16 protein-coding genes are annotated in these 16,829 nt (G+C 54.5%); 9 read left to right on the forward strand and 7 right to left on the reverse strand.

Annotation, left to right across the window (positions count from 1 at the left end; genetic code table 11):
* Positions 1-84: 84 nt before the first annotated feature.
* The 4 genes from paaI (at position 85) to QMQ05_RS12100 (ending at position 3,468) form a co-directional block, all read left to right on the forward strand.
* Positions 85-528: a hydroxyphenylacetyl-CoA thioesterase PaaI gene (gene paaI / locus QMQ05_RS12085; protein WP_434063142.1), complete on the forward strand. Its 444-nt coding sequence runs from the start codon at positions 85-87 to the stop codon at positions 526-528.
* A gap of 38 nt (positions 529-566) precedes the next feature.
* Positions 567-1,886, forward strand: a complete 1,320-nt coding sequence (locus QMQ05_RS12090) for a phenylacetate--CoA ligase family protein (RefSeq protein ID WP_345470322.1) — start codon at positions 567-569, stop codon at positions 1,884-1,886.
* Positions 1,887-1,918: 32 nt separating this feature from the next.
* Positions 1,919-2,536 (forward strand): TetR/AcrR family transcriptional regulator, encoded by a 618-nt coding sequence (locus QMQ05_RS12095; RefSeq protein ID WP_058254976.1) that lies wholly within the window; start codon positions 1,919-1,921, stop codon positions 2,534-2,536.
* Between the two features lie 191 nt (positions 2,537-2,727).
* Positions 2,728-3,468, forward strand: a complete 741-nt coding sequence (locus QMQ05_RS12100; RefSeq protein WP_345470325.1) for a nicotinamide mononucleotide transporter — start codon at positions 2,728-2,730, stop codon at positions 3,466-3,468.
* 51 nt (positions 3,469-3,519) lie between these two features.
* Here QMQ05_RS12100 and QMQ05_RS12105 read toward each other — a convergent pair whose 3' ends face one another.
* From QMQ05_RS12105 to QMQ05_RS12115, 3 genes are all read right to left on the reverse strand, one after another.
* Entirely contained in the window at positions 3,520-5,304 is a 1,785-nt protein-coding gene (locus QMQ05_RS12105) for a carbohydrate-binding module family 20 domain-containing protein (RefSeq protein ID WP_345470327.1), read from the reverse strand.
* A 326-nt stretch (positions 5,305-5,630) separates the two neighbouring features.
* Positions 5,631-7,754: a phenylacetic acid degradation bifunctional protein PaaZ gene (paaZ, locus tag QMQ05_RS12110; protein WP_345470330.1), complete on the reverse strand. Its 2,124-nt coding sequence runs from the start codon at positions 7,752-7,754 to the stop codon at positions 5,631-5,633.
* Positions 7,755-7,898: 144 nt separating this feature from the next.
* Positions 7,899-8,612, reverse strand: a complete 714-nt coding sequence (locus QMQ05_RS12115; protein ID WP_345470332.1) for a tyrosine-protein phosphatase — start codon at positions 8,610-8,612, stop codon at positions 7,899-7,901.
* A gap of 149 nt (positions 8,613-8,761) precedes the next feature.
* Here QMQ05_RS12115 and QMQ05_RS12120 point away from each other — a divergent pair, with 149 nt between their 5' ends.
* Positions 8,762-9,664 (forward strand): serine protein kinase RIO, encoded by a 903-nt coding sequence (locus tag QMQ05_RS12120; protein WP_345470334.1) that lies wholly within the window; start codon positions 8,762-8,764, stop codon positions 9,662-9,664.
* 78 nt (positions 9,665-9,742) lie between these two features.
* Here QMQ05_RS12120 and QMQ05_RS12125 read toward each other — a convergent pair whose 3' ends face one another.
* Genes QMQ05_RS12125 through QMQ05_RS12135 form a run of 3 tightly spaced genes read right to left on the reverse strand, consistent with a single transcriptional unit; the run spans position 9,743 to position 12,638 of the window.
* On the reverse strand, positions 9,743-10,615 hold the full coding sequence (locus QMQ05_RS12125) for a 3-hydroxyacyl-CoA dehydrogenase family protein (RefSeq protein ID WP_345470336.1): 873 nt from the start codon (positions 10,613-10,615) through the stop codon (positions 9,743-9,745).
* Between the two features lie 2 nt (positions 10,616-10,617).
* Positions 10,618-11,412 carry an enoyl-CoA hydratase/isomerase family protein gene (locus tag QMQ05_RS12130; protein WP_345470338.1) on the reverse strand — a complete coding sequence of 265 codons (795 nt, stop codon included), beginning with the start codon at positions 11,410-11,412 and terminating at the stop codon, positions 10,618-10,620.
* Positions 11,413-11,414: 2 nt separating this feature from the next.
* Positions 11,415-12,638, reverse strand: coding sequence for a thiolase family protein (locus QMQ05_RS12135; protein WP_345470340.1), 1,224 nt, complete (start codon positions 12,636-12,638; stop codon positions 11,415-11,417).
* 137 nt (positions 12,639-12,775) lie between these two features.
* On the opposite strand from QMQ05_RS12135, the gene QMQ05_RS12140 reads away from it, so the two are divergent.
* From QMQ05_RS12140 to QMQ05_RS12150, 3 genes are all read left to right on the forward strand, one after another.
* Complete coding sequence (locus QMQ05_RS12140; RefSeq protein ID WP_345470342.1) at positions 12,776-13,738, forward strand: 1,4-dihydroxy-2-naphthoyl-CoA synthase; 963 nt, start codon at positions 12,776-12,778, stop codon at positions 13,736-13,738.
* 28 nt (positions 13,739-13,766) lie between these two features.
* Positions 13,767-14,894, forward strand: a complete 1,128-nt coding sequence (locus QMQ05_RS12145; RefSeq protein ID WP_345470344.1) for an AMP-binding protein — start codon at positions 13,767-13,769, stop codon at positions 14,892-14,894.
* Between the two features lie 75 nt (positions 14,895-14,969).
* Positions 14,970-15,854: a 1,4-dihydroxy-2-naphthoate polyprenyltransferase gene (locus QMQ05_RS12150; protein ID WP_345470346.1), complete on the forward strand. Its 885-nt coding sequence runs from the start codon at positions 14,970-14,972 to the stop codon at positions 15,852-15,854.
* A gap of 132 nt (positions 15,855-15,986) precedes the next feature.
* Here the strand turns inward: QMQ05_RS12150 and QMQ05_RS12155 are convergent, their stop codons facing one another.
* Positions 15,987-16,232: a DUF4229 domain-containing protein gene (locus tag QMQ05_RS12155; protein WP_345470348.1), complete on the reverse strand. Its 246-nt coding sequence runs from the start codon at positions 16,230-16,232 to the stop codon at positions 15,987-15,989.
* A 98-nt stretch (positions 16,233-16,330) separates the two neighbouring features.
* Here QMQ05_RS12155 and QMQ05_RS12160 point away from each other — a divergent pair, with 98 nt between their 5' ends.
* The gene (locus QMQ05_RS12160) at positions 16,331-16,774 is read left to right on the forward strand and encodes a PLD nuclease N-terminal domain-containing protein (protein ID WP_345470350.1); all 444 of its coding nucleotides are present in this window, start codon (positions 16,331-16,333) and stop codon (positions 16,772-16,774) included.
* Positions 16,775-16,829: the final 55 nt, after the last annotated feature.

Genomic DNA, 16,829 nt, shown 5'->3' on the forward strand with positions numbered 1-16,829 from the left:
CGTTGTTTAGCATTTCAAAACTTGACTTAGCTCACATTATGTTATTACCTAATGATCGTTCGGTAAATAAATCGGCGAAGGACAATGATGACCAAAGCACAAGTAGAAGAACCAGTACCGCACGCCATTCTCCGTAATGACTACGCCACCCAGTGGATGGGCATCAATGTCATCGAAGTACGTGACGGGCACGCTGTCATCACCATGGAGCTGCGCCCCGAAATGCTCAACGGTTTCGGCATTGGACACGGCGGAATGATCTTCGCCCTCGCCGATACCGCCTTCGCGTTAAGTTGCAATCCAGTAGAAGGTTCCGAGCAGAACATCACCGTCGCCTCCGGCGCAGACATCAACTTCCTACGGCCGGCAATTCCAGGACGAACGCTCACCGCCACCGGTAAACGAGTCTCGCAACAAGGACGTAGCGGGGTTTATGACATTACCGTGACCCAAGAATCACCCGAGGGCACCACCGAAGTCGTGGCTGAATTCCGCGGCCGATCCCGCACCGTTCCCAAGCCCCAGTAGCGCCTACTCTTCAGTTCACTCCACACGAAAGTTTCACCATGTCCCAGACTTCCAGCCGCGATTCCCTTCCTAATCCATTGGATCCCGAAGAGACCATGAGTCGTGATCAGATCGAAGCTATCCAGCTTGAACGGCTCAAGGAAACACTGAACCACGCCTACACCAACGTTCCGTATTACAAAGAAAAATACGACGCCGCTGGAGTTCATCCAGAGGACCTGAAGGAACTGGGCGATCTTGCGCTTTTCCCCTTCACCGATAAAGAAGACCTGCGCAAGAACTACCCCTTCGGAATGTTTGCTGTTCCCCAGCATGAAATCTCAAGGATCCACGCGTCTTCAGGGACTACCGGACAACCAACAGTCGTGGGCTATACCCAAAAGGATTTGGACGACTGGGCCAAGCTCGGGGCGCGGTGCCTTCGCCTATCTGGAGTGAAGCCAGGCTGGAAAGTTCACAATGCTTACGGTTACGGACTTTTCACGGGTGGCTTGGGCGCCCATGCTGCTGCCGAACGTTTGGGAGCCACGGTCATCCCCATGTCCGGTGGCCAAACGGATAAGCAGATTTCACTGATCCAAGACTTCGCTCCGGATGCGATTCTGTGCACACCTACCTACCTGTTGACCATCGGAGATGCGATGCAGCGTAAGGGACTGGATCCGCGCAATACTTCGCTGAAGGTCGCAGTCCTTGGTGCTGAACCGTGGACCGAGGAAATGCGTCACGAGCTCGAAGAGATGTTCAACATCGATGCCTGTGACATTTATGGTCTCTCAGAGGTCATGGGCCCAGGCGTTGCCGGTGAATCTAACGAACGCAAAGACGGTAGCCACATCTGGGAAGATCATTTCCGCCCAGAAATCATTGATGCCTTTGATTCCAGCAAGGTATTAGGCGACGGTGAACACGGAGAGCTGGTCTTTACCTCGTTGACCAAGCAGGCCCTGCCAATTATCCGTTACCGCACCCACGACCTGACTCGCCTTCTTCCCGGCAGTGTTCGACCGGGCCACCGCCGTATGGGACGTATTACCGGACGCAGTGATGACATGATCATTCTGCGCGGAGTCAATCTCTTCCCGAGCCAGATTGAAGAACTCATCTTGAAGGTTCCAGGCCTCTCCCCTCACTTCCAGCTGATTCTCACGCGTCCAGACCGCATGGACCAGTTGGCAGTAAAAGTTGAGCGACGTTCGGATGCTACCGCTGAGCAGGCAGCACTTGCCGGCAAGGAATTGGCCAAACTGATCAAGATCCACATTGGTTCTTCCTGCGCCATCGATGTTGTAGAGCCAGAGTCTCTCGAACGTTCCATGGGTAAACTCAAGCGCATCTATGACCTACGTAACCAGTAATATCCTCAGGGACATGGAATAATCGATTCATCATGGACACAACCGACATTGCTAGTCGCCCAGTAAAACGCGGGCGCCCCGGGTACGATCAGGAAACCGTACTAAGAATTGCCGTCGAGGCTTTTAATGAATACGGCTACGACGCGACCTCAATGGGCAAGCTCGCCGACCGATTGGGCATTAGCAAGTCCGCGATTTATCACCATGTTCCTTCAAAAGAGGATTTGCTCCGCCTGGCCTTAGATGAGGCACTGTTTCCACTGGAAGCGGTCATCAGCGAAGTACGCACACACGCAGGTAGCGCCGATGAACGTTTGGAATTTTTCTTACGTTCGACCATCCGCATTCTGATCGACAAGCGCCCTTACGTGACCTTGTTGTTGCGCCTGCGCGGTAATACCGAGTTGGAACGCGATGCGTTGCAACGCCGTCGTGCAATGGACCGTCAGTTGGCGGAATTGGTCACTGCGGCGCAAAGCGACGGCAAACTGCGAGACGACCTAGAACCGCGTTCCACCGCTCGTTTGCTGTTCGGCATGATCAACTCAGTGGTTGACTGGTATCGCGTTGATGGCCCGATCGAAGCTTCGTCGTTGGAAAACCAGGCGGTATCGCTACTCTTTGATGGTCTGCATACTGTAGCGAAGTAGGAATTCTTACATAATCACTGATGGGCCCTCTGTTCGTTGAACAGAGGGCCCATTGGTCTTCAACCGATAAATATCTAACGCCCTGTGGTACATGCAACCTTGGGGAATTCACGTACTCACAGGTTTCACCGCTAGCATCTAAGGGGTGCCTTTTGCACCTGTCGTTGCCAATCAATCGAGTGAAGAGCACCGTGGATTCCATCTTAGAAACCCTGTTCATGACTACTGCGGACGGCAGTAGTTCCTACGTTCAGATCCTGCTGTCTGCCGCTAGCATGTTGTTAGTTTTCGTCTCCGCAATTTTGCTTGCGCATCGCAATGATCTGGGCTGGTGGACTCTAATCCTCTCGGTATTTGTCGGCCCGATGATCTCGGCCTTGCAGTACGATCTGATGGGTTTGATCTACGCGATCCCACTGTTGTTGCTCCCTATTTTTGGGCTTTGGCGGTTCTCGCAGTTCAAACTTCGCGGCAAGTTCACCCGTGAGGTGACCAAAACATCTGTGACCCTATGGTCTGGAATCGGCATGGTCGTGGGTTTGATCTTGCTTGTCGCCCTTCGCTTTGGCCCATTCCTGTTCAACTCTGGTTTCCTCTCCGCAACGCCTGAAGTCTGGGTCATGTACTTTGCGGACGCAGCCATTTTTGCTTCCTTCGTCATGGTTGCCCGCGGCGTTCGCGAAGGCTGGTTGCTACTGGCTGTGGCTGCCATCGCCGATTTGGTGGTTTACTTCCTGATTTCACCAATGCTTGGCATGCTGGGCCTATATGTCTTTATTGCGTTATCCGCGCTCTACGGCTACTTCCTGTGGCGCAATTTGCCGGTGGCAGGAAGCGAAGTCGAAGGTGTAGAGCTGAGCGAGGAAGAGCTGGCACTGCAAAAAGCTAAGCAGGCAACCTTGGATAAGTTGAACACCAAAACCGAAAACTAATTCAGTGCAAAAAGTGTTCCCGACATTGTGCCGGGAACACTTTTTTGTTGCCTAGTTACGCCAGCTGTCAGCCAGCTTGAGAGAGCCGTCGGCTTTCACCGTGGCGGTGCGATTGCTTCCCGATTCCCACACGGTGTTGCCGCTTTGGTCACATTTGACGTACTTGTATTCAAATTGGGTGCCGGCCGGCAGATCAACCGTCCCAGTCCAACTGGGGTAATTCTTGGCAGATAACTGAACTGCCTTAGCTGGATTCCAACTTCCAAGTTCTGGCTGATTGCCAACGATGCGGATGTTCTGCCCCATGACGGTTTCAGCAGTCACTGCCACACTAACATCGGCTGAGCCTTCAGTCGGATCTGGGGTTTCCGTCCCACCACCGGTGCCATCGGAGAGAGCACCGACGTGTAATGCAAGAGCACCGTAGGCTGGCAGGGTCGCGGTGAACTTTCCGTCGGCACCGACGGTTATAGTCTTTGAGCAATCCCCATCAGCAACCACATCGCAATAGGTTCCTGCCGCCAGAGCGCTGGTGTATTCGTGGGTGGTGGCAGACCCAGTGTTATTAATGGCTACGAATCCCTTATTGCCTCGGCCGTAAGCGATTTGGTTGCTCCCGTCGTCCCACCAGTTACCAACCGCAGCGTCTCCCACAGCATTGTTGAATCCAACCATGCCGGTAATTTCGTCTTGGCGCTGCTCGCAGGTCCAGGATGAAGAATCGCAGTTTGCGTTTGGCACGGAAGCATCGCTCGCACCAGGTGCACCGGCTTCCTTGTCGGTGAAGGTGAACCCTGAGTACACGGTGGGCGACCCATAAGGCCAGGAAAGCATAAAGACGTTGGCCAATAGGTACTTGGCACCCCATTTGTAGTTCATGGACTCGCCATTACGTTCGGTGTCGTGGTTGGTCACAAAGACGCCGGCACGGTCGCTGGTGAGTTTGCCATCACCGATGAAGCGTAAGTTGGCGATCTGCGCGTCAAAATCATGCTTGAGCTGGCGGGCATAGTCGAACTCATGAGAGTCACCACTGCCAAGATATTCGGTTTCTTGAATTGGTTCTCCGGACGCTCCGATGACTTCATGCACCCAGAAGACGCCCGGGTTTTTCATCTTGGACTTGATGGCTTCGAGATCCGTTGCTGGAATGTGTTTTGAAGCATCGATGCGGAATCCTGAGACTCCGAGTGAAACGAGATCATCCAGGTAATCGGCGATGTTCTGTTGAACGTAGCTGCTTGAGGTCTTGAGGTCCTGTAGGCCCACTAGGCGGCAGTTCTGCACCTGCCAACGGTCAGAGTAGTTGGAGATGTTGGTGCGGCAGTCATTGAAGTCTTGTGCCGAGTACTCTGGAAAATTGTCATCTGAGAAGGGCGATCCGGCGGTTCCTGTTCCCGACTGTCCAGCACCGGTCATATGGTTGACCACCGCGTCAGCTATCACTTTGACCCCTGCATCATTGCAGCTTTTGACCATGGCAGAGAATTCTTCACGGTTACCTAGCTTCGAATCAATTTTGTAGCTGACCGGTTGGTACGAGGTCCACCATGCTGTGCCGCGCAAATGCTCGGCCGGAGGGGAAACCTGCACATAGCCGTAACCTGCGGGGGCAATGGATGACTTGCACTCTTGCGCAACAGAATTCCAGTTCCACTGGAACAAATTGAGGATAACGTCTTTCCCGTCATTGGACGGGGTAGCAGCCTGGGCAGGTGCAGAGAACAGCGGGGCAGCAAGCAAAGCCAGGGAGGCTCCCAAAGCTGCGGCTGGTTTGGCAATCTTTGTACCTTTTCGTCGTTGTGTTGGGTTAGCACGCGATGACAAGAGTCCCACAGAAAAGCTCCTTCGATGTGATGATTGGGCTGCGATCGAACGACGCGACTGCGTCGATATCGCTCAACCACACGCTCCCCATCAACGTGTGACCTGCGACATAACTGTAAACGCTTTCCTAAGGTAAACCAACAAGTAAATTTCTGTAAATACCTTAAATGCGCGAATCTACACGCCTATATCAACGAAATAATTTTTCGGAATCTCAAAGAACACGTCAGAGATGGAAACGCTTCCACGATGTTTTGGAGAGAAAAATGCTGCTCTGAACATAAGAAAAGGGTGGATACCGCATGCGCGGTATCCACCCGTGAAAGGACTATCGATTAGCTCTGGAAGTTGGCGTAGGTGACGTCTTCTTTCTCCACGAGAGTCAAGACATCATAGGTTGCGACAATTTCGCCATTTTGGTTGTGCAAGATGGCATCCCAGGCGACTTCACCATATTCGTCGGTGACACGAGGCGTGATCTTCTTGGCCGTGAGTGTCACGCGAATCGCGTCTCCTGCGGCCACAGGGGTGATGAAGCGCAAGGACTCTAATCCATAGTTGGCCAATACCGGCCCCGGAGCTGGCTCAACGAACAGGCCAGCTGCCCAAGACACCAAGAGGTAGCCGTGAGCGACGATGCCAGGGAAGAACGGATTAGCTTCTGCTGCCTTAGCATCAGTATGCGCATAGAACGTATCACCGGTCTTCTGCGCAAACTCGCTGATGTCTTCCAGATTCACAGTACGTAAGTCGGAGGCAAAGCCGTCGCCTACGCGCAATTCGGCCAGTGATTTCCGGAATGGGTGAGTGTATTTCGCTTCCCCACCGAATTCTTCACAACCTGCCAAACGCTGTTCGGCCCCCGTATGCCAGACCCCGCTGAGCGCCGTCAACATGTTGGGTGAGCCCTGTACGGCGGTACGCTGCATGTGGTGCTTGACCGATCGAATTCCGCCTAGTTCTTCACCACCGCCGGCTCGACCTGGACCGCCATGGACCAAATGAGGCACCGGCGAGCCATGGCCGGTCGTTGAACGAGCGGTCTCTCGATTGAGGATGTGCACGCGACCATGGTGGGCAGCAATACCCAAAGCGAGCTTGCGCACGCTGTCAGTGTTATTACTGCACACGGTGGCGACCAATGAACCGGAGCCCATTGCAGCAAGTTCCACTGCTTCTTCAAGGTTCTCGTAACCGATCACAGAACTGACTGGTCCGAAGGCTTCGCGAGAGTGCACGAGTGGATTGCGCGCATCTGCCCAGCGAAGAACAACGGGAGACATAAACGCACCTGACTCCGCCACGGCGTCTTTTTCAGGAGCCACGCGTACCGCAGGGGCATCCAGACGACCATAGGCCAGCTCGCCACCGGCGTCGATCATGTCTTGAACCGCCGAGCGTACATCCGCCAGCTGTTCCAAAGATGCCAGCGCACCCATGTTTACGCCCTCAACACGTGGATCACCAATGACTACTCGCTCGTCAATGCGTTTTCCGATAGCAGCGATGACTGGCTCAACCAGCTCAGCAGGGACGATGTTTCGACGGATAGCAGTACATTTCTGGCCAGCTTTAGAGGTCATCTCGGTCACCACGACTTTGACGAAGGCCTCAAATTCTGGGCTACCTTCCACCGCGTCCGGCGCCAGAATTGCAGCGTTGAGCGAGTCAGTTTCTGCCGCGAACTTCACTCCCCCATCAATGACGTTTGGATGAGACTTGAGCTTACTGGCGGTGGCAGCCGAACCCGTAAAGGCGAACATGTCGCGATAGTCCAGGTGATCCATGAGGTCTCGGGCCGAGCCGGAAAGTAACTGCAAGGACCCCTCTGGAAGAATTCCAGATTCAAGCATGAGTCGGACGGTAGCCTCGGTGAGGTAGCCCGTTGGAGTTGCCGGCTTCACGATAGTCGGCACGCCGGCAATAAAGGCTGGGGCGAATTTTTCGAGCATGCCCCAGACAGGGAAGTTAAAAGCGTTGACCTGAACCACAACACCACTCATTGCAGTGTAGATGTGGGTGCCCACAAATGAGCCGTCCTTGCTCAATGGCTCGCTGGGTCCATCAAGAATGACGTTGCTGTTGGGTAGTTCGCGACGACCCTTGGAAGAAAAGGTGAAGAGCACGCCGATGCCGCCATCAATATCCACCATGGAATCAATTTTGGTGGCGCCGGTCTTAAAAGAGACCTCGTAGAGGTCTTTTCGTAGATCATTCAGATACAGCGCTAGCTCCTTGAGCTTGAGCGCACGCTCATGCAAGGAGAGCTTAGCTAGTTCTTGTTGCCCGGTGCTACGGCCATAGTGCACGGCAGCCGCGACATCTAATTTGTCGTTGGTGACTGTGGCAAGTAGTTCGCCGGTATTAGCATCTCGGACTTCTGTTCCGCCCGCGGCGGCGGGGGTCCACCATTGTCCTGCGATGAAGCTTGGGACTACGCTGATCTGTTTTGTCGACATTGACACAATTCCTTCCTGAACGGTCGGTCAGTATTACCGTTAACCTTATCAGCAAGATCGTGACGGAGGACACCCAAATCTTCCGCGGCGTAATTTTCGCGCCTAGCGCCATTCAAAAGTTATGGGAGATAGGGCAGGAATACATCAACTGCTCTTGGTCAGCGAACGCAACCGCTCAATGGCATGCTCACTCATCCCCTGGCCTAGCAGGTACGAACTCGCTGTTCCGATCCAGTCGCAGAATTCCTCAAGCGCTGCGGCACGCTCGGAAATAATTGCCTGTAGCTCATCCTCCTGCTGGTAACTCTCGTAGGGATGCTTTCGTGGCGAAACTCGGTGCCATTCGTTAATGCCCCGCACGGCCAACTCGTCATGCTCCAGGATCTGATTCCTACGTCCAGCAAGGTCAAGTAAGAGTGTGGCGATGAGCCCGGAGCGATCGCGCCCTGCGGAGCAGTGGATGACAGTAGAGCCTTGGGAGGACGCTAAGTTCTCAAATACTGCACGCACGTGCCCGCCGAACTCCTCACAAACCAGTTGGTACATGCCCGTGTGGTTCATATAAGGCACAGCGATAGCTTCAAATCGTGGATTACCAGCGGTTTCCAGCGGAAGGTTAACCAGTTCTATGCCGGATAGACTGGCCGCGGGCACCTCAGGGTCATATTCGCGCCGGTGAATCTCCTGCGGGTTACGTAGGTCGATCACCTTAGTAATGCCGTCCTCGCGCATGCGTTCCCAGCCTGAGGCGCTGAGCCATTCATGACGGCCCATGCGGTAAAAAGCGCCGCAGATATGTCGTGCGTTGACAGCCCCTGCCCATGACAAGTCCCCGGATTGCTTTTGATAGTTCACCATTTGGCCCATAGACCCATTGCAACACACCAATTCTCTAATGTAGAGTTACAGCCATTGGCAAATGTCAATCAGTCTATTGAAGGAGGGGTAACGATGATTGTTTACCGCCGTTCCCAGTCACGTATCTCCCTTTCTAAGGACTTCCCCCAATGCATTTTCCAGCTGGAGAAAAATCCACCAGCGCACAGCTGATCACTTCTGACTTCGCTGACAACGACAGTCAACTCAAATTCCTCAAGCGTAAGCCCGTTTGGAAAGAGTCTGCGCCCGATGAGCCTCCTGCCGGCCAACGGTACTCCACCTGGCCATTCGTCGAGAAGGGTTTGCGCGGTCCGCAACCCTATCCAGTGTGGTTGATCGAGGATGCAGCGGCCATTGACACCGAGCTAGGCATCCTCAAGACGGGCAAAGAGGGCGATGTCTTTTTGCTTGAACGGGCCACTGCCGAACGCAAGAGCCTACTGGCTGCCAAACGCTATCGTTCCCGCGAGCACCTGCAATTTAGCCGCTCGCAAGCCTATAGTGACGGTCGCTCGGCCCGGCGATCCCGAGATAATCGAGCTATCCGCAATAATTCCACGTATGGTCGGGACATCGCCGCCCTTCAGTGGGCTAATGCTGAATGGACGTACCTGTTGCGGTGTTATGCCGCTGGCATTCCGGTTCCGTATCCGGTGCAGATTGATGGCACCGAAATCTTGATGGAGTTCATTGCTGACCCGGATAATCCATTGACCGCAGCGCCACGCCTTCAGCAGCTCTCGCGCTTTGACCCACGCCTACCGTCACTGTGGGAACAGCTCACCGAAGCCTTGGAAAAGTTCGCTAGCTTGGGTGTGGCGCACGGTGACCTCTCTGCCTACAACCTTTTGGTTTCCGGCGAGCGCTTGGTCGTCATTGATGTACCGCAGTGTGTCGATCTGGCCGGTAACCCGCAAGGAATGGACTTCCTTCATCGCGATTGTGTGAACCTGTGTGATTGGTTCGCCTCCAAGGGACTATCCAACGATCCTGATGAGCTCTTTGCTTCCCTTCTAGGGCACCTGTTCTAGTAGCTCATCGCAGGACAGTCCCCGCCGGAACCTTTGCTCCGACGGGGACTGTCCTATTGGTGTCAGGCTACCTGCGATTTACCAGGAGTAGAACCCTTGACCGCTCTTACGGCCTAATTTGCCCTGGGCCACCATGTCTTTGAGGATCTGCGGTGGTGCAAACCGATCCCCCAAGGTCTCATGAAGATATTCGGCAATTCCCAGACGCACATCCAATCCGACAATATCGGTAGTTTTCAGTGGGCCTGTCGGATGCTTATATCCGAGCACCATGGCGTTATCGATGTCTTCAGCCGAGGCGACACCTTCTTCCACCATGCGCATGGCTTCCAATGCGATAGCCACCCCCAAACGCGAGGAAGCAAAGCCTGGAGCATCGTTAACCACCACAGCAGTCTTACCCAGGGCCTGGACCCAACCGCGCGATGCTTCGACCAAGTTTTCGTCGGTCTGTTCACCGATAACCACTTCAATAAGCGTTGATGCCGGCACCGGATTGAAGAAATGCAATCCAAGGAACTTACCCGGTCGCACTAATTCTTTGGCCAACCCGCTGACCGAGAGTGAGGAAGTATTTGATGCCAGCACAGCATTGGGATCCAGCACCTTTTCTACGGCCTGGAGCGAGGAAACTTTCAGTTCCCAAATTTCCGGCACCGCTTCAATCACCAATTGCGCGGTAGCGAACTGCGCATAATCCGTACTGACCGAGAAACGCTGCATCAGCTGATCTTTGGACTCGCTGACCACGGCACGCGCGATGGACTTGTCCACGGACTCAGAAACTCGTTCGTATGCGGCTTGTGCGGAGGCTTCGTCTCGTTCAACGACCACAACGGTACTGCCGCTGATGAGTAGCGCGTGGGCGATGCCGGCACCCATGCGGCCACCGCCGAGCACACCACTATTCTGTGGAAGTTGACCTGATGCGATGCTGTTACTTGCACTCATAGTTACTTCTTCTTTCGATCAAGAAAATCTTGCATGCGGTCAAACTTAGCCTGCGATTCAAAGAGCATTCCTTGCGCAAGGGTGTCGATCACCGGATGGACTTCGCGCGGGGTATGGAATACCGATTTGGTGATCCGAACGGCCAATGGGTCTTGTGACGCGATGCGATCTGCCAACGCATTTGCAGCTTGTTCTAGCTCTGCCGCAGGATGCAACTCGGTAATCAGGTTTGCTGCCAAGCACTGCTCACCGGTAAGCACCTTGCCAGCCAAAAGGATTTCCTTGGCCAAGGGCTCGCCTACGAGCTCTTTGAGCCTCCAGGTTGCCCCGGCTGCTGCCATGATGCCCAGGTTGGTTTCGGGGTTACCCATGCGCAATTCTGGGGTACCAATACGGAAGTCTGCCGCGTAAGCCAGCTCGGCACCACCACCTAGAGCGAACCCGTCGAGAGCTGCGATCACCGGCATAGGTAGTTTGGCGATACGGTCAAAAATCCCGGAATTGATTCCGGCGAGCGCGTCATCACGGCGACGCTCACGTAACTGTGAAATATCCGCGCCGGAAGCAAAGATTCCCTTAGCCCCCTTTGGATTCTGATCGCTGGGTGCTTGGCTGGCAGTCCCTGCCAAGATCAGAACTTTCGGATTCTTTTCTAGATAACTACACACGGCATGCAGCTCATCGACCATGGTTTGATCAATGGCGTTACGCACCTCCGGGCGATGCAACCGAATCCACAGCCGGTCCTCGGTTTCACTGGCAAGAAGCGTTTGAAACTCGGTCTCGAAACTCGCCATCTTTAGGCCCCTTCCAGCAAGATGGCAGATCCCTGCCCAACGCCAACACACATGGTAGCCACGCCGAGCTTACGCTCTGCTGTTGCCAACTCACGTTCCATCCGGCCCAAAAGGGTGATGACAATTCGCGAACCGCTTGATCCCAAAGGATGTCCTAGCGCAATCGCTCCACCGTCACGGTTCACGATCTGTGGGTCCACCCCAAGTTCACGGATGCTGGCCAGGGATTGGCTTGCAAAGGCTTCATTGATCTCCATGGCTCCGAGCTCACCGATCGTTAGCCCGGCACGATCAAGAACCTTGTTAGTGGCCGGCACCGGTCCCATACCCATGATCTCTGGTTCCAGACCTGCAGACTGTCCGTCAACAATTCGGGCGCGAGCGTTCAATGAGTACTTCTTCAGGGCCCGTTCGGAGACCACCAGAATCGCCGAGGCCCCGTCATTAAGCGAGGACGCGTTCCCGGCAGTAACGACTTCGCCGCCACGAACCACTGGCCGAAGCCCGGACAGAACATCCATGCTGGTTCCAGGGCGCGGACCTTCATCAGTATCTACGATGGTTTCGCCCTTACGATGCTTTACGGTCACCGGCACTATTTCATCTTTGAAATGCCCAGCGTCAATCGCAGCTATGGCTTTGGCATGAGAATCAACCGCAAACCGGTCGCAGTCTTCGCGGGAGATTCCGTAAACACGCGCCACTTCCTCGGCAGTCTCTGGCATGGAGAAGGTCGCTTTGCCATCACGGGAGAGCTCACCAGAGAGGAATTGTGGATTGGTGAAGCGCCAGCCAATGGAGGTATCGAATACCGCTCCGGGCTTAGCAAAAGCCTTATCCGGTTTTTCCATGACCCATGGTGCACGAGACATTGACTCCACGCCACCTGCGATCACCACGTCCGCAGCACCAGCCTTGATCATGTGGCTAGCCATCGTAATGGCGCTCATTCCAGAAGCACACAAACGATTGACGGTAATGCCCGGCACACTCACCGGCAGACCGGCCAGCAATGAAGCCATGCGAGCGACATTGCGATTCTCTTCCCCCGCGCCGTTTGCATTACCGAGAATGACTTCATCAACCGCTGACGGATCGATGCCAGATTCTTCAACGAGAGTCCGAATGGTCAGCGCGGCTAGATCATCGGGGCGCACTGCACTGAGCGCTCCACCGTAGCGTCCTACCGGGGTACGGGTCCCGCCGACGAGATATGCTTCAGTCATTTGTGCTCCTTTGGCCAAAACTGTTCAGTGATCCTCAACACCTAAACTTACCGACCATTCGTTCAATAATAAAGTCGAAGGCTACAGGAATTTTCAGATTCTTAGAGATCGGGCGGAAACCGACTAGCATTCATAGGGTGAGTAGCCAGAATAATTCCGCAGTGCCCCAGAAGGTTTCCGATGTCTTTGATCCCGTGCGTTGGCGCGTGGTTGAAGGATTCGATTTCACCGACATCACCTACCACCGCCAGGTAGAACGTGATGCCCAAGGCAACATCCTGCGTGATCTACCAACGGTGCGCATCGCCTTTGACCGCCCCGAGGTACGCAACGCATTCCGCCCACATACCGTGGATGAGCTTTATCGAGCCATGGATCATGCGCGCATGACCAGCAATGTTGCCACGGTGCTACTCACCGGCAATGGTCCTTCGCCCAAGGATGGAGGACACGCGTTCTGCTCCGGCGGTGACCAGCGTATTCGCGGGCGCGACGGCTACCGCTATGCCGAGGGTGAGACCCGTGAATCGATCGATCCCGCCCGCGCCGGACGTCTGCACATTCTTGAAGTACAGCGCCTGATGCGCACCATGCCGAAGGTTGTCTTGTGCGTCGTCAACGGTTGGGCCGCTGGCGGTGGACACTCCTTGCACGTGGTTTCCGACCTAACGATCGCTTCCAAGGAACACGGAAAGTTCAAGCAGACCGACGCCACCGTAGGTTCTTTTGATGCCGGTTACGGCTCCGCGCTGCTGGCCCGCCAGGTGGGACAGAAGACCGCGCGTGAGATCTTCTTCCTCGCCCGTGAATACTCCGCAGACGATATGGTCCGCATGGGCGCTGTCAACGAATCGGTGGACCACGAGCGGCTTGAAGAAGTTGCCTTGGAATACGCAGCGGACATTGCCAAGCAGTCCCCACAGGCCATTCGTATGCTGAAGTTCGCCTTCAATCTGGCCGATGACGGGCTCGCTGGACAGCAGGTCTTCGCCGGTGAAGCCACTCGTATGGCGTATATGACCGATGAAGCAGTAGAAGGACGCGACGCGTTCTTAGGCAAACGCGACCCCGACTGGTCCGACTACCCTTACTACTTCTAAGCGGCGGCGCCGGCACAAGGACGACTCTATGGACGCACTGCATCAAGAACTGCTTGCCGCATTGGCTAACGTCGCCAATGACAACGGACCGGCACTGGAAGTTATTGCCGACGACACCACCAGCACAGGCTGGCGCATTGAGTATCTTCACGACCAAGACCTGCCCGGGTTCGAAAATCCCATGGTCGTGGTACGCACCTCCGGATCTACTGGTCGTGCCAAGCGCACCGTCTTGAGCGTTCAGGCACTAGCCTCTAGCGCCCAAGCCACCGCAGAATTCCTTGGGTTTGAAGGTCAATGGTTATTGGCGCTCCCGGTGCACTATGTCGCTGGGCTCAGTGTACTCACGCGCTCCCTGTTCGCTGGAACCAAGCCGGTGGTCATGGACCTAGACGGTAGCTTCTCCGCCTCCGAGTTCACCCGAGCAGCCAACCAGATGGTAGAAACTCATCGACTGACCTCACTGGTGCCAACCCAGTTGGCGCGACTGCTCGATAGTCCAGACCCGGAAACTCTTCAGACGCTCAAACGTTTTGATGTCATCCTGCTTGGTGGCGCCCGCGCCAGCAAAGACTTGCTGATACGCGCACGCCACCACGGGCTGAAGATCTTCCAAACCTATGGGTCTTCAGAGACTTCGGGTGGGCTGGTTTATAACGGCACGGCACTTCCTGGAGTGCAACTGGCTGAGCATGACTCACGCATTTGGGTTTCTGGACCGATGCTGGCCGATGGTTATGCCAATGCTCCAGAAGCCACGGCCGAACACTTTGTCCATAGCGAAGGACGTCGTTGGTACGTGACCGATGATCTAGGCACCGTTGACGGGCAAAGACTAAGTATCGTCGGACGCATTGATGATGTCATCAACACCGGTGGGATCAAACTTTCAGCTTCCAAGATTGAAGGGCTGCTCGAAGAATTCTTCACCCAAACTCTCGTCGTCTCCGTACCTGATCCACAGTGGGGTCAGAGTGTCGGTCTGGCTTATTCCGGCCCTACAAAAACGGACGATGCCTTCGACGCGGTACGCCGAACGCTGGGCAAAGAAGCTGTTCCCAAGCATGTGCGCCACTATCCACACGGCTTACCTCTGCTTCCTAATGGTAAGTTCGACCGCCGGTTGATCATTGATGAATTAGCGGTTCACGAGTAGTCTCGATTCGCCTTGCCTGCATAATCGCGGGAAACTAGAGGGTACGATTTTTCTTTTGCCCTGAAAGGACTGAAAGTGGCCACACTTTCCCAATGGGTTTCGGGTGCACGCCTGCGCACCTTGCCTATCGTCATTGCCCCGGTTGTTATCGGCACCGCGGCCGCCCTGGGCGAAACAGGAACCATTCATTGGTTGCGTTTTGTTCTCGCCTTGCTGGTCGGACTGCTACTGCAAATTGGTGTGAACTACTCCAATGACTACTCCGACGGCATCCGCGGCACTGACGATGACCGAGTTGGCCCCTTGCGTCTGACCGGTTCCAAACTCACCGATCCGAAAAACGTGCGCAATGTTGCCTTTGGTTGCTTTGGTCTTGCCGCAGTATTCGGTTTGGCTCTGGTCATCATTTCGGCATCGTGGCCACTGTTGCTCGTCGGCGTGGCTGCGATATTTGCCGCATGGGGGTACACCGGAGGTAAGAACCCCTACGGCTACCGAGGCCTAGGAGATATTTATGTCTTCATCTTCTTCGGCCTGGTCGCAACCTTAGGCACGACGTTCACCCAGATCAACGAGCTGACGCTGACCTCGTTATGGGGTGCCATTGGTACGGGTCTGATTGGTTGCGCCCTGCTGATGGCTAATAACGTGCGTGATATTCCCACTGATAAAGAGGTTGGGAAGATTACTCTTGCGGTTCGTCTCGGGGAAAATAACGCCCGACTCAGCTACGTAGTTATGCTCACGATAGCTATCTTGTTGCCCTTGCTATCTACTGGAACTTTCCCTTGGATGTGGCTGGTACTTATTACCTTCGTCCCAGCTATCGCACCGTCCATGCTCATGCTGCGTGAACCCCAACTTCCAAAGCTCGTACAGGTCCTCAAACAGACCGGTATCTTGAACATGGTTTATGCAGTCTTGTTTGCCTTGGCAATCATTCTTGATGTGTGGTTCTAACTAGCGTCAAGCGTTCACACGCAAAAAGCCTTGGTTTCTCAGTCCGTTTAGGGACTGAGAAACCAAGGCTTTTTCCTTTGAACTCTGCAGTGCTGACTTCCTCGCTCACACTGTTCAAGCACCAACCAGTATTTACTCGGCAGGTGGCTGCATCTTTCGTTGTGCTTCGTCGTATTCGTCCTCGATCGCCTCTTCAGCCAGCTGCTTGTTGGTCTTATTCGCGGAGGTCTTATTGAAAGCCTTACGCACATCTTCACTGGCCTTGAGGCGTAGCTTGTTGAAGAACAAGTAGGCAACGGCGAAGGCAAAAATCAGGCCAATAATTCCGGAGACGAAGATTGGCCAGTTCAGGCCAAGGAACAGACCTAGGAACACCACGCAGAATATGCCTAGACGAAGAACTGTATATTTCAGAAACTGCATAGCTTCAAGTCTACCGATGAAGCTGTGAACAGGATTATCACTAGAATGGAATCATGGTCCGCTTCTTTATATTTGCAGCAGTAGTTTCGGTCGCATTGATGATTTACACCTTGATCGAATGCAGCCGTGCGCCGAAGCATCTCGTGCGTTCCTTGCCGAAGTCAGCATGGTTCGCGGTCATCATCGTCCTGCCACTGGTGGGCGCAGTCTTATGGTTCATTCTGGGTCGCCCTGCGAGCACCGCCAATCAGCCAAGCGCACAGCAAACGGCTCCCGACGACGATGAAGATTTCTTGCGCCAATTAGAAGTCTGGCGTCGCCAGCAACAACGCGAAGCAGAGTCCAAGGCTCGTGAGCAAGAACTCAATTCCCAGGCCAAAAATAAGAAGAATGATGATTCTGCATCCGAACCAGAATCCAATCGCGCTTCGGGCGCTGAGAAGCCCTCCCACAAGTCCGAGGACACTGACAGTGACTCACCGGATACGAAGGCCTAGAAACTACCTTTAGAGGCTTGTGACAGTATCTGTTCTGTCTCCGGACCCTAGTCTT

It is taken from the genome of Glutamicibacter sp. B1 (assembly GCF_039602135.1).
Lineage (GTDB): Bacteria > Actinomycetota > Actinomycetes > Actinomycetales > Micrococcaceae > Glutamicibacter > Glutamicibacter ectropisis.

What these genes read in the sequence shown, in the direction of transcription:
- paaI (WP_434063142.1), top strand. Translation starts at nt 85, where the DNA reads ATGATGACCAAAGCACAAGTAGAAGAACCAGTACCGCACGCCATTCTC.
- QMQ05_RS12090 (WP_345470322.1), top strand. Translation starts at nt 567, where the DNA reads ATGTCCCAGACTTCCAGCCGCGATTCCCTTCCTAATCCATTGGATCCC.
- QMQ05_RS12095 (WP_058254976.1), top strand. Translation starts at nt 1,919, where the DNA reads ATGGACACAACCGACATTGCTAGTCGCCCAGTAAAACGCGGGCGCCCC.
- paaZ (WP_345470330.1), bottom strand. Translation starts at nt 7,754, where the DNA reads ATGTCGACAAAACAGATCAGCGTAGTCCCAAGCTTCATCGCAGGACAA.
- QMQ05_RS12115 (WP_345470332.1), bottom strand. Translation starts at nt 8,612, where the DNA reads ATGGTGAACTATCAAAAGCAATCCGGGGACTTGTCATGGGCAGGGGCT.
- QMQ05_RS12120 (WP_345470334.1), top strand. Translation starts at nt 8,762, where the DNA reads ATGCATTTTCCAGCTGGAGAAAAATCCACCAGCGCACAGCTGATCACT.
- QMQ05_RS12125 (WP_345470336.1), bottom strand. Translation starts at nt 10,615, where the DNA reads ATGAGTGCAAGTAACAGCATCGCATCAGGTCAACTTCCACAGAATAGT.
- QMQ05_RS12130 (WP_345470338.1), bottom strand. Translation starts at nt 11,412, where the DNA reads ATGGCGAGTTTCGAGACCGAGTTTCAAACGCTTCTTGCCAGTGAAACC.
- QMQ05_RS12135 (WP_345470340.1), bottom strand. Translation starts at nt 12,638, where the DNA reads ATGACTGAAGCATATCTCGTCGGCGGGACCCGTACCCCGGTAGGACGC.
- QMQ05_RS12145 (WP_345470344.1), top strand. Translation starts at nt 13,767, where the DNA reads ATGGACGCACTGCATCAAGAACTGCTTGCCGCATTGGCTAACGTCGCC.
- QMQ05_RS12160 (WP_345470350.1), top strand. Translation starts at nt 16,331, where the DNA reads ATGGTCCGCTTCTTTATATTTGCAGCAGTAGTTTCGGTCGCATTGATG.